Source organism: Streptomyces sp. SudanB5_2050 (genome assembly GCF_964272335.1).
Classification (GTDB): Bacteria; Actinomycetota; Actinomycetes; order Streptomycetales; family Streptomycetaceae; genus Streptomyces; species Streptomyces rochei.
Genome location: NZ_OZ186760.1, coordinates 2,137,195 through 2,152,959, shown reverse-complemented (window position 1 = coordinate 2,152,959; position 15,765 = coordinate 2,137,195). Strand labels below are relative to the sequence as shown.

The 15,765-nt window shown below is 73.3% G+C and carries 12 protein-coding genes; 8 read left to right on the top strand and 4 right to left on the bottom strand.

Translation table 11 applies throughout. The features are described from left to right. Positions 1-109 precede the first annotated feature (109 nt). Together polA and ACFZP7_RS09610 are read left to right on the top strand one after the other, a co-directional pair. Positions 110-2,836 carry a DNA polymerase I gene (polA, locus tag ACFZP7_RS09615; protein ID WP_031017090.1) on the top strand — a complete coding sequence of 909 codons (2,727 nt, stop codon included), beginning with the start codon at positions 110-112 and terminating at the stop codon, positions 2,834-2,836. Between the two features lie 335 nt (positions 2,837-3,171). Next, positions 3,172-3,522 (top strand): hypothetical protein, encoded by a 351-nt coding sequence (locus tag ACFZP7_RS09610; RefSeq protein WP_029393895.1) that lies wholly within the window; start codon positions 3,172-3,174, stop codon positions 3,520-3,522. On the opposite strand, the gene ACFZP7_RS09605 is transcribed toward ACFZP7_RS09610, so the two are convergent. Next, the gene (locus ACFZP7_RS09605; protein ID WP_385634226.1) at positions 3,440-4,297 is read right to left on the bottom strand and encodes a DUF4184 family protein; all 858 of its coding nucleotides are present in this window, start codon (positions 4,295-4,297) and stop codon (positions 3,440-3,442) included. The two genes, ACFZP7_RS09610 and ACFZP7_RS09605, sit on opposite strands and share 83 nt — an antisense overlap. Before the next feature lie 237 nt (positions 4,298-4,534). On the opposite strand from ACFZP7_RS09605, the gene ACFZP7_RS09600 reads away from it, so the two are divergent. Continuing rightward, positions 4,535-6,376 (top strand): lytic transglycosylase domain-containing protein, encoded by a 1,842-nt coding sequence (locus ACFZP7_RS09600; RefSeq protein WP_109203147.1) that lies wholly within the window; start codon positions 4,535-4,537, stop codon positions 6,374-6,376. Positions 6,377-6,451: 75 nt separating this feature from the next. Here the strand turns inward: ACFZP7_RS09600 and ACFZP7_RS09595 are convergent, their stop codons facing one another. After that, the gene (locus ACFZP7_RS09595; protein WP_385634225.1) at positions 6,452-9,484 is read right to left on the bottom strand and encodes an ATP-dependent helicase C-terminal domain-containing protein; all 3,033 of its coding nucleotides are present in this window, start codon (positions 9,482-9,484) and stop codon (positions 6,452-6,454) included. Positions 9,485-9,574: 90 nt separating this feature from the next. Next, the gene (locus tag ACFZP7_RS09590) at positions 9,575-10,468 is read right to left on the bottom strand and encodes a class I SAM-dependent methyltransferase (protein WP_385634224.1); all 894 of its coding nucleotides are present in this window, start codon (positions 10,466-10,468) and stop codon (positions 9,575-9,577) included. A gap of 317 nt (positions 10,469-10,785) precedes the next feature. Between ACFZP7_RS09590 and rpsA the strand changes: the two genes are divergently transcribed. The 4 genes from rpsA (at position 10,786) to ACFZP7_RS09570 (ending at position 14,603) form a co-directional block, all read left to right on the top strand. Continuing rightward, a complete protein-coding gene (rpsA, locus tag ACFZP7_RS09585) occupies positions 10,786-12,285 on the top strand; it encodes a 30S ribosomal protein S1 (RefSeq protein WP_019328092.1) in 1,500 nt (499 codons plus the stop codon). Positions 12,286-12,517: 232 nt separating this feature from the next. Continuing rightward, entirely contained in the window at positions 12,518-13,456 is a 939-nt protein-coding gene (locus ACFZP7_RS09580) for a PAC2 family protein (protein WP_029393896.1), read from the top strand. A gap of 90 nt (positions 13,457-13,546) precedes the next feature. After that, entirely contained in the window at positions 13,547-14,173 is a 627-nt protein-coding gene (coaE, locus tag ACFZP7_RS09575) for a dephospho-CoA kinase (protein ID WP_030972098.1), read from the top strand. 49 nt (positions 14,174-14,222) lie between these two features. After that, on the top strand, positions 14,223-14,603 hold the full coding sequence (locus tag ACFZP7_RS09570) for a tetratricopeptide repeat protein (RefSeq protein WP_030972099.1): 381 nt from the start codon (positions 14,223-14,225) through the stop codon (positions 14,601-14,603). 17 nt (positions 14,604-14,620) lie between these two features. Here ACFZP7_RS09570 and ACFZP7_RS09565 read toward each other — a convergent pair whose 3' ends face one another. Next, on the bottom strand, positions 14,621-14,878 hold the full coding sequence (locus ACFZP7_RS09565; protein ID WP_109203149.1) for a DUF6343 family protein: 258 nt from the start codon (positions 14,876-14,878) through the stop codon (positions 14,621-14,623). A gap of 180 nt (positions 14,879-15,058) precedes the next feature. Here ACFZP7_RS09565 and ACFZP7_RS09560 point away from each other — a divergent pair, with 180 nt between their 5' ends. Further along, positions 15,059-15,739 carry a class I SAM-dependent methyltransferase gene (locus ACFZP7_RS09560; protein WP_385634223.1) on the top strand — a complete coding sequence of 227 codons (681 nt, stop codon included), beginning with the start codon at positions 15,059-15,061 and terminating at the stop codon, positions 15,737-15,739. Positions 15,740-15,765 lie beyond the last annotated feature (26 nt).

Below are 15,765 nucleotides of genomic sequence, written 5' to 3'. Positions count from 1 at the left end.
CGGGCGGACCGTATTCCGGAAGCGGTGGCCGCGGCGGCGGTCGCGGGCCGGTCCGTGCCGGCGGCGAGGGCGGGGCCGAGTGTCAGTGGTCCGTGGCAGGATCGGGGACGTGGCAGAGACAGCATCGAAGAAGACCGACAGCACCCCCGGCGGCGGCCGTCCGCGCCTGATGCTCATGGACGGGCACTCGCTGGCCTACCGCGCGTTCTTCGCGCTGCCCGCGGAGAACTTCACGACCGCGACGGGCCAGCCGACCAACGCGATCTACGGCTTCGCGTCGATGCTGGCGAACACGCTGCGTGACGAGGCGCCGACCCACTTCGCGGTGGCGTTCGACGTCTCCCGCAAGACCTGGCGCTCCGAGGAGTTCACCGAGTACAAGGCGAACCGCTCCAAGACCCCGGACGAGTTCAAGGGCCAGGTGGAGCTGATCGGCGAGCTGCTGGACGCCATGCGCGTGCAGCGCTTCGCCGTCGAGGGGTTCGAGGCGGACGACGTGATCGCCACGCTCGCCACGCAGGCCGAGGCCGAGGGCTTCGACGTGCTGATCGTCACCGGCGACCGGGACTCCTTCCAGCTGGTCAGCGAGCACACCACGGTGCTGTATCCGACCAAGGGCGTCTCCGAGCTGACCCGTTTCACGCCGGAGAAGGTCTTCGAGAAGTACGGACTGACCCCCGCCCAGTACCCCGACTTCGCGGCACTGCGCGGCGACCCGTCCGACAACCTGCCGGGCATCCCGGGCGTCGGCGAGAAGACCGCCGCGAAGTGGATCAACCAGTTCGGGTCCTTCGCGGAGCTGGTCGAGCGCGTCGACGAGGTCAAGGGCAAGGCCGGGCAGAATCTCCGCGACCACCTGGAGTCCGTGAAGCTCAACCGCCGGCTCACCGAGCTGGAGCGGCGGGTCGAGCTGCCGAAGACGGTCACCGACCTGGAGCGGACGGCGTACGACCGCAAGGGCGTCGCGATGATCCTGGACACCCTGGAGATCCGCAACCCGTCCCTGCGGGAGCGGCTGTACGCCGTCGACCCCGGCGCCGAGGAGGCCGAGGCGACCCCGGTCGTGGCGGACGGGGTGGAGCTGGACGGCACCGTGCTGGGCACCGGCGAGGTGGCCGGCTGGCTCGCCGAGCACGGCACGCGGCCCCTCGGTGTGGCCACGGTCGACACCTGGGCGCTGGGCACCGGCTCGGTCGCCGAGGTCGCGCTCGCCGCGGCCGACGGGAAGGCCGCCTGGTTCGACCCGACGGAGCTGGACGAGGCCGACGAGGCGGCGTTCGCGGCCTGGCTGTCCGACCCGGACCGGCCCAAGGTCCTGCACAACGCCAAGGGCGCCATGCGCGTCTTCGCCGAGCACGGCTGGAGCGTCGCCGGCGTCGGCATGGACACCGCGCTCGCCGCCTATCTGGTCAAGCCGGGCCGCCGCTCCTTCGACCTGGACGCGCTCTCCCTGGAGTACCTGCACCGCGAGCTGGCCCCCGCCGCCGCGGCCGACGGCCAGCTCGCCTTCGGCGCGGACGACGGCGCCGAGGCCGAGGCGCTGATGGTGCAGGCCCGCGCGATCCTCGACCTGGGCGAGGCGTTCGAGGGCCGTCTCGAGGACGTCGGCGCCGCCGACCTGCTGCGCGATGTGGAGCTGCCCACCTCCGCGCTGCTGGCCCGCATGGAGCGGCACGGCATCGCGGCCGACCGGGAGCACCTCCAGGCGATGGAGCAGATGTTCGCCGGCGCCGTGCAGCAGGCGGTGAAGGAGGCGCACGCGGCGGCCGGGCACGAGTTCAACCTCGGCTCGCCCAAGCAGCTCCAGGAGGTCCTCTTCGGCGAGCTGAATCTGCCCAAGACCAAGAAGACCAAGACCGGCTACACCACCGACGCCGACGCCCTGGCCTGGCTCGCGGCGCAGACGGAGAACGAGCTGCCGGTCATCATGCTCCGCCACCGCGAGCAGGCGAAGCTGCGGGTCACGGTCGAGGGCCTGATCAAGACCATCGCCGCCGACGGCCGCATCCACACGACTTTCAACCAGACGGTCGCCGCGACCGGCCGCCTGTCCTCCACCGACCCGAACCTGCAGAACATCCCGGTCCGCACGGACGAGGGCCGGGCGATCCGCCGGGGGTTCGTGGTCGGCGAGGGCTTCGAGTCCCTGATGACGGCCGACTACAGCCAGATCGAGCTGCGCGTGATGGCGCACCTGTCCGAGGACGCGGGCCTGATCGAGGCGTTCACCTCCGGCGAGGACCTGCACACCACCGCGGCCGCGCAGGTGTTCTCCGTCGAGCAGTCCGCGGTCGACGCGGAGATGCGCCGCAAGATCAAGGCGATGTCCTACGGCCTGGCGTACGGCCTGTCCGCCTTCGGCCTCTCCCAGCAGCTGAACATCGAGGCGGCCGAGGCACGCGGCCTGATGGACGCCTACTTCGAGCGGTTCGGCGGCGTGCGCGACTACCTGCGCCGGGTGGTCGACGAGGCCCGGGCGACGGGCTACACGGCGACCCTCTTCGGCCGCCGCCGCTATCTGCCCGACCTCAACAGCGACAACCGCCAGCGCCGCGAGGCGGCCGAGCGCATGGCGCTGAACGCCCCGATCCAGGGCACGGCGGCCGACATCGTCAAGATCGCCATGCTCAACGTGGACCGGGCGCTGCGCGAGGCGGACCTCACCTCCCGGATGCTGCTCCAGGTCCACGACGAAATCGTCCTGGAGATCGCCCCCGGCGAGCGCGCGGCGGCCGAGGAGATCGTCCGCCGCGAGATGGCCGACGCCGTGCGGCTCAGGGTCCCCCTGGGCGTCTCGGTCGGCGACGGCCGGGACTGGGAGTCGGCGGCGCACTGATCCGCGCCGGGCGGCCGGTCGATCCGCCGGCCGGTCGCCGGTCGCACGTCAGACGCTCGCCGCTCGTACGTCAGCCGGTCTCCGGTCGTACGCCGGACGCTCGCCGCTCGCACGTCAGCCGGTGCGAGGGCGGGGGAGCGCCGGGCCGGAGGGAGCGCCGCGGTGCCGTGCACGCGCGGCGCGCTTCCCCACCCCGGCCCGCGGGGGCCGTCACTCAGGTGGCCCCCGCGAAGACGCCCCCCGCCCCCCACTCCCGTGAGGATGCGGGCATGGGTATACGCATGCTCCACCACCGGACCGCACCGGCACGGGCAAGCACAGACCGACCCGCCCGTGTGCCACTCCTCCCGGTCCCGGTCTTCGCACCGGGCGCCAGTACCGGCCGTACCCCCACCACCCTGGCCACGGCCCTGCGCCGTACCGCCACCGGCATCCGCCGCGCCGTCGCCCACCGGGCCCCGGCCGCCGCGACCCCGCGCGAGACGCCCGCCTGGCACCTCTGGGCCGACCTGGCCCGCGGCTACCTGGCGCTCGCCCTCACCCTGCTGCCGCGGACCCGGCCGGCGCACACCTTCACCGTGTTCGTCGCGAGCACCGACACGCTCAGCGCGCGACCCGCCGGTCCGGCTCCGCACCGGCGCCTGCCGCCCGGACGGCGGGGACCGGGACCGGACGCCACACCCTGACCGCCACGGCACAGAGCAGCACTCCCGGGGCGAGCCCCGCGCCCGCCCCGAAGCACACCGTCGGGATCAACTCCCACGGCTTCGCCGCGTCCCCCCAGTGCTCCCACCACCGGGTGGCCCGGCGCACCGCCCCGGCCACCGCGCAGCCGGCGATCACCGCCCCCACCCACCAGCGGTCCCGCGCCGCGAGCACGGGAACCCCCAGCGGCTCGGCCGGGGGCGTCCGGCGCAGCGCCCGCACCAGGAACACGGCGAGCACGACGGCGGCCACGGCGGAACCCCCGTACTGCAGGTACCAGTAGAGCGGGGAGCCCGCGATCTCCCGGCCGAGGACCGGCAGCAGCCGCATCCCCCACCGGTCGAGATGCGTGAACGCGTCCCACACCACGTGCGTCGACGCGCCCAGCACCGCCGACGCGTACCAGCGCACCACGAGCGAGGGCCGCACCCGTGCGCGGGGCGCCCCGCAGCGCAGCAGGGCGGCGACCCGGCCCTGCCGGGAGCGCGGCAGCAGGGCCACCAGCGGCTCGCGCACCGACAGCCACAGCCCCACCAGCGCCCAGGCCACGGCCACATCGACGGTGAGGACACCCGGCCAGGAGTGCGTCACGTCCCCGAACTCCATGGCCCCGGACAGGAAACTCGCCGCGTAGTACGTCATGTCGGGGGCGAACGAGCCCGCCACCAGCACGGCCGGCACCAGCCGCCCCCGGCCGGTCCCGTCGGCCCGCAAACCGGGCAGCACGGCGGCGGCATGACTGAGCGTGAACGGCAACAGAACTCCTCATATGGCCAACCGGTGAATATCGGGCACGAACGGGTCCCCGCGCACGGCAAGTTGTCGTAGGGTCGCCTGCGGCACCGTACTGATCGAACAGACGAGCACCGCGCGGGGAAAGTTGCGGCACGACGCCCGGCGCGCACCGTTCGTCGCAACAGGACGGGTACAACGGGCGAGTACGACAGCCGAAGACGGACGGACGCGCGGGCGTCCACGGGAGGGGTTCACTCTATGGCGGCGCAATTCGACAGGAGGCTCCGCAAGGCGGCGGTCACCACCACCGTGGCAGCGGTCGCGGTCGCGGCCCTGTCCGCGTCCCAGGCTCCCCATGTGACGGCCGACGCCAACGGCAGACAGACCACCGCCGACAACGTGCCGACGGCCGACACCCCCGCCGAGCAGAGCGCCACCGGCAACTCGCCGTACTACACGGACCTGCCGCCGCTGAACAGCCCGAGCCCCGCGCCGACCATCGGCACCCCCGCCTCCCGGCAGCCGTCCGAGGCGGGCATCCCCGCCACCGTCCTCGACGCCTACAAGAAGGCCGAGTCGGAGCTGCGCCGGTCCAAGCCCGGCTGCAACCTGCCCTGGCAACTCCTCGCCGCCATCGGCAAGGTGGAGTCCGGCCAGGCCAGGGGCGGCCGGGTCAGCGCCGACGGCACCACGATCGGCAAGATCATCGGCCCGCAGCTCGACGGCAACGGCTTCGCCCTCATCAAGGACACCGACAACGGCGCGTACGACGGCAACAGCGCCTACGACAACGCCGTGGGCCCCATGCAGTTCATCCCCTCCACCTGGGCGTGGGCGGGCCGCGACGGCAACGGCGACGGCAAGAAGGACCCCAACAACATCTACGACGCCGCGCTCTCCGCCGGCCACTACCTGTGCCGCAACGGCTGGGACCTGTCCGTCCAGGCCGACCTCGAGAGCGCGATCCTCAGCTACAACAACTCGCAGGACTACCTCCGCACGGTCCTGTCGTGGCTGGAGCACTACCGCAAGGGCACCCACGAGATCCCGGACGGCACCGGCACCCTGCCCGTGGGCCGCAGCGACGACCCCGCCGCCGGCGGTCCCGACCCGTCCCCCGGCCGTACGGGCGGCGCGACCACGCGCCCCACGACCCCCGGCACGCCGTCGCCCGGCCCGCAGAAGCCGGGCGGTTCCCCCGCACCCGGCAACACCACCGACCCCACCGGCCCGTCGGCCCCCACGCAGCCCGGCACCGGCTCCCCGAGCCCCGATCCGACGGATCCGCAGACCCCGCCGGACAACCAGACCCCCACCGACACGGTGCACCACCTGGAGAACGCCGGCACCACGGGGCTCACCGCCACCGCCGGCGACACCTTCGCCAAGAAGATCAGCACCCGTGCCGAGACCAAGGCCGGACAGGCCGTCGGCAAGGTGCGCATCCGCTTCACGATCCTGGGGGACACGGACGCCACCTTCACCGGCGGCGAGAAGGTCGCCGTGGCCACCACCGACGCCTCCGGCGTGGCGGTCGCGCCCGCGCTGGTGGCGGGTGAGAAGACCGGCGCCTTCACCGTGCGCGCCGCCGTCGCCGGCCGCACCGTCCCGGGCCTCGACTACCGGGCCACCGTCACCGAACGGGTCGCCGACGCCCTCACCCGCACCGGCGCGACCGAGCTGACGTGCGCGCCCGGCGGCGAGTTCGCCGACCGGGTCGCGGTCAAGGCCACGCACAAGGGCGCCGCCGCGGACGGGGTCGCCGTCACCGCCAAGCTCGTCAGGTCGGCGCTCGACCCGGCCGAGAACGACAAGGGCCCCTACTTCAAGGGCGCCGACGGCAAGGCCGTCCGCACCCTGACCGGTCTCAGGACCGACGCCAAGGGCCTGCTGACGCTGCCGAAGCTCTACGCCGACGACACCACCGGCACGTTCGTGCTGCGGCTCACCACCGCGGGCGGCGCCACGCTCGACGTCCAGCTGAAGGTGGCCGGGGCCGAGCCGTCACCGAGCCCGTCCACCGACGCGCCCGACGCCTCGCCCACCCCGTCCACCGAGCCGTCGACCGCGCCGGACGCGTCGACCGGGACCGGCGCGTAGGCGCGGCTCCCGCTCCGACGACCGAGGGGCGCCCACCGCTTCGGCGGGGGCGCCCCTCGCCGCGTCCCCACCCGCTCACTTCGCGAGCCGGGCCTTGGTGTGCCGGGTCGGCTCCGCCGTGGCCGGGTCCTCGGGCCACGGATGCTTCGGGTACCGGCCGCGCAGCTCCGCCCGTACGCCGTGGTAGCCGTCCTTCCAGAAGGAGGCCAGGTCGGCGGTGACCGCGGCGGGGCGGCCGGCGGGGGAGAGGAGATGGACGAGGAGCGGCACCCCGGCGACCTCGGGCGAGTGCTGCAGCCCGAACATCTCCTGCAGCTTCACCGCGAGCACCGGCCGCGCGGGATCGCCGTAGTCGACGCGGACGCGGGACCCGCTGGGCACGGTGATCCGCTCCGGTGCCAGTTCGTCGAGCCGTGCCGCCTCACCCGAGGCCCAGGGCAGCAACCGCGCCAGTGCCTGCGCGGCATCGATCCGGGCCAGGTCGGCCCGGCGCCGGGCCCGGCTCAGCTCGGGCTCCAGCCATTCGTCCACGCGCGCGTGCAACGCGTCGTCCGAGACGTCCGGCCAGGGCTCGCCGAGCCGGTGCCGCAGGAAGGCGAGCCGCTGCCGCAGCGCCTCCGCCTCGGCCGACCGGCGCAGCAGTCCCAGTCCTTCCTCCCGCACCCCCTCCAGCAGCGCGTTCCGTACGAGGGCGGGGTCGGGAGAGGTGAGCGGCTGTGCCGCCAGCTCCACCGCCCCGAGCCGTTCGACCCGCCGGGCCACCACGTCGCCGCCGGACCAGTGGACCTCGTCCCGTTCCTCCAGCAGCGCCCCCGCCGCCCGCCGCGCCGTCGCCTCGTCGACGACCGCGCCGAGCCGCACGCGCGCGTGGCCCCTGCCCAGCGGCCGGTCGGCCACGGCCACGGCGATCCACGGTGCCCCGCGCAGCGCCGACGCCTCCGGCAGCTCGGCCCGGGTGCCGGACACCATCAGGTACGAACCGCCGTCCTTCCTGGCCACCCGTTCCGGATACGCCAGCGCGGTCACCAGCCCGGCGACACCGTCGTCGGTGACGCCCCGCACGCCTCCCGCACCGGCGCCCTGCCCGGCGCGTCCACCGGTGCCTCGCTCGGTTCCTTGCCTGACGCGTCCGCCGGTGCCTCGTTCGGTTCCTTGTCCGGTGCGTTCGCCGGTGCTCTGCTCGGTTCCTTGTCCGGTGCGTTCGCCGGTGTTCCGTTCGGTTCCTTGTCCGGTGCGTTCGCCAGTGCCTCGCTCGGTCCCTTGCCCGGTCCGCTCGCCGGTGCTCCGCTCGGTCCCTTGGCCGGTCCGCTCGCCGACGCCTCGCTCGGCCTCTTCGGGGGCGCTCTCCCCGGTCACTCCGGCGTTGCCTTCCCCGGTGCGTTCGCCGGTGCTCCGCTCGGTCCCTTCGCCGGTGCCTCGTCCGGCGGCCCGGAGTCGGCGGACCTCGGCCCGCCAACGCGCCCCGTACCCGTCGGTGCCACGCCGGGCGGCACGCAGCGCGGCCACCAGATCGTCCCCGTACTCCCGAGGCGGCTCCTCACTGAGCAGGGCCACCACCTCGGCCACCGTGGCGGAGCCGCCGCCACCACCGTCGCCGGTACCGGGCGTGCGCGCGCCCCGGCCCGGGACGGCCGCATCGTGCCCGGCCGTCCCCTTGGTCCCCGAGCCGTGCCCACGGCTGGTGCCGGACCCGGCCCCACGGCCCGAGCCTGCCCCGCCCCCGCCCCCGGAACCGGCGTCGGAGAGCAGCGCGCGAGGGCTCCCCGGCCGATCCTCACCTCCCGCGTCGAGCAGCGCCCGCCCCAGCCGGGGATGCACCCCGAGGCGGGCCAGCCGTGCTCCCCGCTCGGTGGCGCGGCCGGCCCCGTCCACCGCGCCCACCGCCGTCAGCACCGACCTGGCCGCCGCCATCGCCCCGCGCGGCGGCGGATCGAGCAACGCCAGACCGGACGCGTCCGGATCGCCCCAGCAGGCCGCCTGCAGAGCGAACGCCGTCAGATCCGCCACCTCGATCTCCGGCGCCGGGAAACGCGGCAGGCGGGCGTCCTCGGCCTCCGCCCAGCAGCGGTACACCGTCCCCGGCGCCTCACGCCCGGCGCGCCCCGCCCGCTGGCGCCCGGCGGCCCGTGAGGCCCGTACCGTCGTCAGCGCGCTCAGTCCTCGCGCGTGGTCCACCCGAGGCTCCCGGGCCAGCCCGGCGTCCACGACCACCCGCACGCCCGGGACCGTCAGCGACGACTCGGCCACCGCGGTCGCCAGCACCACCCGGCGCCGGGTCCCGGGTGCCAGCACCGCGTCCTGCACGGCCGCCGGCGCCCGCCCGTGCACCTGGAGCACGTCGACGTCCCCGAGCCCCGTCAGCTGTCCGGCGACCCTGGCGATCTCACCGACCCCGGGCAGGAAACACAGCACGTCCCCGTCCCGTTCGGCCAGCGCCCGCCGCACCACCGACGCCACGTGCGCGAGCAGCGCCGGGTCCACCCGCATGCCGTGCGGCGGACGCACCGGGCGGGCCGGCGGCGCCCACACCACCTCCACGGGGTACGACGCGCCCCGGGCCTCGACGACCGGCGCGTCCCCGAGCAGCCGGGCCCAGCCCTCCGCGTCCGTGGTCGCCGAGGCGGCCACCAGCCGCAGCTCCGGCCGCAGCGCCTGCCGCACGTCCCACAGGAACGCCGCCGTCGTGTCCGCGTCCAGATGCCGCTCGTGGCACTCGTCGAGCACCACCACGTCGACGCCCGTCAGCTCCTGGTCCCGCTGGAGCCGCTGCAGCAGCACACCGGTCGTGACGACCTCCACGCGCCCCGGCCGGCCGACGACCCGCTCACCGCGCACCGTGTACCCGACGCTCCCGCCGGGCTTCTCACCGAGCAGCCACGCCATCCGCCGGGCCGCCGCCCGCGCCGCGATCCGCCGCGGCTCGGCCACCACCACGCGCCGCGCGGGGCCCTCGCCCAGCAGCCCCGCCAGGGCCAGCGGCACCAGCGTCGTCTTGCCGGTGCCGGGCGGCGCGACCAGCACCGCGGTGCCGTGCCCCTCCAGCGCGTCGTGCAGGGCGGGCAGGGCACCGCGTACGGGCAGGGCTTCCAGGGCGTCGTAACGGATCACGCCCCCAGTGTCGTACGGCGGCACAGCCGCCCTCCACGCGCGCCCGCACCGGGCGGACGCGCGCTCAGCGGCCCCGGCCGGGCACGGGACTCAGCCCCGCTCGCAGACGAAGATCGCCGTGCCCGGGATCAGATGTCCGCGCAGCGGCGACCAGCCGCCCCACTCGGAGGTGTTCCAGTCCGGCCACTCCGGTTCGACGAGGTCCACCAGCCGGAACCCGGACGTCACCACGTCCCGCACGCGGTCGCCGAGCGTCCTGTGGTGCTCGACGTACACCGCGCGGCCCTCGTCGTCCTGCTCCACGTACGGCGTGCGGTCGAAGTAGGAGGAGGACACCGACAGCCCCTCGGGGCCCGGCTCGTCCGGGAAGGCCCAGCGCAGCGGGTGCGTCACCGAGAAGACGAAGCGGCCCCCGGGCCGCAGCACCCGGCGCACCTCCCGCAGCACCAGCCGCGGATCGGCGACGAAGGGCAGCGCCCCGTACGCCGAGCACGCGAGGTCGAAGGAGCCGTCCGCGAAGGGCAGCACCGCCGCGTCGGCGCACACCAAGGGGAAGGGCGAGCCGATCCGCAGGGCGTGCTGGAGCTGGCGGTGGGAGAGGTCCAGGGCCACCGGACGGGCGCCCTGGGCGGTCAGCCAGCGCGAGCACTGGGCGGCGCCGGCGCCGATCTCCAGGACGTCCTTGCCCTTCAGCTCCTCCGGCGGGCCGAGCAGCTCGGCCTCCACCTCGTCCAGCCCCTCGGGGCACCACACGAAGCGGTCGTCACCGAGGAACGTGCCGTGCTCGATCTGGTACTCGTCCGCGTTGCGGTCCCACCAGCCGCGGTTGGCGCGGGCGCTCTCCGTGACCCCGGCGGCACGCCGGGTGGCCTCGGGCTCGGCGGGACCCTCGTCGGGTCGTGCCTCGGACGCTGCGGGCTCTTGGATGACCGGCTCCCTCGTACTAGTCTGCGGCTCTTCCGTACCGCCCGCCCCGCGTGTCACGAAAGGGACGTTCGGGGGTCCGTGTGGCCTCGGCAGACGGCACTTGTGCCGGGAATGCGGTGATCCGCCCCGGGTGTGCGGCTTCGCGCATTGACCCTGCCCGGCTGCCCCCGTATGCTACAAGTTGCGCTGCGGGCCTGCGCACCTCAGACGTAGCAGGTCGCGCTCGCATCTGTTGTATGTCCCCTCGGTTCTCGAGGCGTCACCAGGGATTTTCGGTGGCGCTTACTTGGCTGTCCGGCTTCTGCAGAGCGAAACGGGCTCCCGGCGTAAGCAGTACCTACGACTTCAATGTCCGTACCGGAGCCCTTTCCCACATGACGAGCAGCACCGAGACCACCGCCACCACCCCGCAGGTTGCGGTCAACGACATCGGTAACGAGGAAGCCTTCCTCGCCGCGATCGACGAGACGATCAAGTACTTCAACGACGGCGACATCGTCGACGGCGTCATCGTGAAGGTCGACCGGGACGAGGTCCTGCTCGACATCGGTTACAAGACCGAAGGTGTCATCCCGAGCCGCGAGCTCTCGATCAAGCACGACGTCGACCCCAACGAGGTCGTCGCCGTCGGTGACGAGATCGAGGCCCTGGTCCTCCAGAAGGAGGACAAGGAAGGCCGCCTGATCCTCTCGAAGAAGCGCGCCCAGTACGAGCGGGCCTGGGGCACCATCGAGAAGATCAAGGAAGAGGACGGCATCGTCACCGGTACCGTCATCGAGGTCGTCAAGGGTGGTCTCATCCTCGACATCGGCCTCCGCGGCTTCCTCCCGGCCTCCCTGGTCGAGATGCGCCGCGTCCGCGACCTCCAGCCCTACGTGGGCAAGGAGCTCGAGGCGAAGATCATCGAGCTGGACAAGAACCGCAACAACGTGGTCCTGTCCCGCCGTGCCTGGCTGGAGCAGACCCAGTCCGAGGTCCGCCAGACCTTCCTCACCACCCTCCAGAAGGGTCAGGTGCGGTCCGGCGTCGTCTCCTCGATCGTCAACTTCGGTGCCTTCGTGGACCTGGGTGGCGTCGACGGTCTGGTCCACGTCTCCGAGCTGTCCTGGAAGCACATCGACCACCCGTCCGAGGTCGTCGAGGTCGGCCAGGAGGTCACCGTCGAGGTTCTCGACGTGGACATGGACCGCGAGCGCGTCTCCCTGTCGCTGAAGGCGACCCAGGAAGACCCGTGGCAGCAGTTCGCCCGCACCCACCAGATCGGCCAGGTCGTGCCCGGCAAGGTCACGAAGCTGGTTCCGTTCGGTGCGTTCGTCCGCGTGGACGAGGGCATCGAGGGTCTGGTCCACATCTCCGAGCTGGCCGAGCGCCACGTGGAGATCCCGGAGCAGGTCGTCCAGGTCAACGACGAGATCTTCGTCAAGGTCATCGACATCGACCTCGAGCGCCGCCGCATCAGCCTCTCGCTGAAGCAGGCCAACGAGTCCTTCGGTGCCGACCCGACGGCGGTCGAGTTCGACCCGACCCTGTACGGCATGGCCGCGTCCTACGACGACCAGGGCAACTACATCTACCCCGAGGGCTTCGACCCCGAGACCAACGACTGGCTCGAGGGCTACGAGAAGCAGCGCGAGGAGTGGGAGCGCCAGTACGCCGAGGCGCAGCAGCGCTTCGAGCAGCACCAGGCGCAGGTCATCAAGTCCCGCGAGGCGGACGAGAAGGCCGCTGCCGAGGGTGGCGACACCGCGGGTGCGGCTCCGGTCGCGTCCGGTGGCGGTTCGTACTCCTCCGAGGGTGGCGACAACTCCGGCGCCCTGGCGTCGGACGAGGCGCTGGCCGCCCTGCGCGAGAAGCTGGCCGGCGGCCAGAGCTGAACGCGGGCGGAGGCCACTGAGGCCAAGCCTTGACCGAGGGGCCGTACCTTTCGAGGTGCGGCCCCTCGGCCGTGCTCGCGTCCGACGCGCGTCCCCCTCGCGGACCCTCGCATCCCCCTCGGGGTTCCTCGGGCCCTTTCGTGATCCCTCGCGATCACCGTCCCGCCGACCGGGAATGCCGGTCCTCCTGAGGACGTTATGTCTCAGGAACGCAAGGAGGGGAGCGGACACTGTGCTTGATCCGCAGGGTTTGTACGCATGGGAGCCGAAGGGCCTGGCCGTCGTCGACATGGCACTCGCCCAGGAGTCGGCCGGACTGGTCATGCTCTACCACTTCGACGGATACATCGACGCCGGCGAGACCGGCGACCAGATCGTCGACCAGGTGCTCGATTCGCTGCCCCACCAGGTCGTCGCGCGCTTCGACCACGACCGCCTCGTGGACTACCGGGCCCGTCGGCCACTGCTGACCTTCAAGCGGGACACCTGGACGGACTACGAGGAGCCCACCATCGAGGTGCGGCTCGTGCAGGACGCCACCGGAGCACCGTTCCTGCTGCTCTCGGGGCCCGAACCGGACGTGGAGTGGGAGCGCTTCGCCGCCGCCGTGCGGCAGATCGTGGAGCGGCTCGGCGTCCGCCTCTCGGTCAACTTCCACGGCATCCCCATGGGCGTCCCGCACACCCGCCCCGTCGGCATCACCCCGCACGGCACCCGCACCGACCTGGTACCGGGCCACCGCAGCCCGTTCGAGGAGGCGCAGGTCCCCGGCAGCGCCGAGGCCCTCGTCGAGTACCGCCTGATGCAGGCCGGCCACGACGTGCTGGGCGTCGCGGCGCACGTTCCGCACTACATCGCCCGCTCGCCGTACCCCGACGCGGCGCTCACGGTGCTGGAGACGATCACCGCGGCGACCGGCCTGGTCCTCCCCGGCATCGCCCACTCCCTGCGCACGCAGGCCCACCGCACGCAGACCGAGATCGACCGGCAGATCCAGGAGGGCGACGAGGAACTCACCGCCCTCGTCCAGGGACTGGAGCACCAGTACGACGCCGCGGCCGGGGCCGAGACGCGCGGCAACATGCTCGCCGAGCCCGTCGAGATCCCCTCGGCGGACGAGATCGGCCGCGAGTTCGAACGGTTCCTCGCGGAGCGGGAGGGCGACGGCTGACGCCGCCGGGCCGGCCTGCGCGACGGGCCGGCCCGGTCCCGTGCGGGCCCCGGGGGCAGGCCGGAACGGTCAGGTCCTAAGCTTCCGTCCATGCTGAAGGTGGGCCTGACCGGCGGGATCGGCGCCGGCAAGAGCGAGGTGTCACGGCTGCTCGTCGAGCACGGTGCCGTGCTGATCGACGCGGACCGGATCGCGCGCGAGGTCGTCGCGCCGGGGACCCCGGGGCTCGCCTCGGTCGTGGCGGCCTTCGGCGAGGAGGTGCTGGCCGAGGACGGGAGCCTGGACCGGCCGAAGCTCGGCTCGATCGTCTTCGCCGACCCGGAGAGGCTGGCCGCGCTGAACGCGATCGTGCACCCCCTGGTCGGCGAACGCTCCCGGGCGCTCGAGGAGGCCGCGGCGGACGACGCCGTGGTCGTCCACGACGTGCCCCTGCTCACCGAGAACGGCCTCGCCCCGCTGTACGACCTCGTGATCGTCGTCGACGCCGACCCCGCCACCCAGCTCGACCGGCTGGTCCGGCTGCGCGGCATGACCGAGCAGGACGCCCGCGCGCGGATGGCCGCCCAGGCGACCCGCGAGCAGCGCCGGGAGATCGCGGACCTGGTCATCGACAATGACGTGCCGCTGGACCGGCTGCGCGCCCGCGTCGACGAGGTGTGGGCCGAGCTGACCCGCAGGGCGCGGGAGCCGCGCCGCTCGCCCCGGCACCAGGAATAGCGGCACGCGCCGAGGCGTTGATCCCTTTCAGTGAGGGAAGGAATCTGCCGTGCCCGACAGCAGTGGATCGACCGGACGTACACCGGAGACGGATGTCATCGACTTCCGCGCAGCCGAGCAACTGCTCGCCGCGCGGGACCCGCAGGGCGCGGTGAAACTGCTCGACGGGGTCATCGGCTCCCACCCCGAGAACACGGCTGCGCGCTTGCTGCGTGCCCGTGCCTTCTTCGCGGCGGCCCAGCTCAGGCCGGCCGAGCTGGAGTTCACCATCGTCCTGGAGCGTGAACCGGACAACGCCTTCGCCCACTTCGCGCTCGCCCGCACCTACGAGCGCCGAGGGTGCGACGAGCAGGCTCGCCGTCACTTCCGCCTGGCGGCGGCTCTGGACCCGAACCCGGAGTACCTGCAGCAGGCGCGCTTCGATTCCTGACCGACCGCGGCGGGTACTCAGCCGTCCGGCGGCCGGTAGGGAGGGATGTCCCGGCCGGGCTGGTAGTGCGGTCCCTGCCGGATGTGCCGCAGGACGATCAGCAGGTCGACCGTGGCGACGAGCCACAGCACTCCGCACGCCAGCGCCCATCCGAACCGTCCGGCCAGCGCGAAGGCGGCGGTGCCGAAGACCGCCCAGACCAGCCCCCACAGGCTCAGCCAGAAACGCGCCCGCAGCGCACTGCGCGCGGTGACCGGTTCACTGCCCGTACGCATCGGATCACCACCATCACCACTCCCGTGGCCAACGTACTGCGGCAGACCGTGAGGGGGAAACGCACCGAGCCCCCCGTCCCGATCACCACGGGACCGCCCGCGTTCACTCGGTCGGGTGAACGGATGCCGGGTGGGAACGGGTGTGCGATGACGGGCCGTTGGACGGGCATGGAGCTGAGAATGCGAGAGGGGCACCGGGGCACGGGGCCCGGGGCCATCACCCCGGACGGCTGCGCGGTCGAGCTCTATGCGCGGCTGCCCGTCGGAGCCGAGCCGGACATCGTCGCCGCGGCCGTCCCCCGGGGAGCCCGCATCCTGGAGCTGGGCTGCGGAGTGGGGCGCATGACCCACCCGCTGCTGGAGCGGGGGTTCACCGTCACCGCGGTCGACGAGTCCGCCGAGATGCTGGAACGCGTGCGCGGCGCCCGCACGATACGCAGCGCGATCGAGGACCTCGACCTGGGCGAGCGCTTCGACGCCGTGCTGCTGGCGTCGTTCCTCGTGCACACCGGTGACACCGAGGTGAGACGGGGGCTGCCGCGGACCTGCGCACGGCACCTCACGGACGACGGCTGTGTGCTGATCCAGCGGGAGGGGGCGGACTACCACACCGACCTGCCCCGTGAGCGGGTCGACCCCAGCGGCTTCACCGTGCGGATCCTGTCGTCCGAGCCGGTCGGCGACGGTGTCCACGCGGTGCACGCGGAGTACGAGTTCCCGGACGCCGTCTGGACGCAGACCTTCCGGGCCCGGCCGCTGACCGACACGCAGTTCGAGGAGGCGCTGGCGGAGGCGGGGCTGAGAGTGGACCGCGCCCTGACCGACGACGGGATCTGGGTGAGGGCGGTGGCCATGACCTGAGGACGGCGGACCGGCACCGGCCGGAC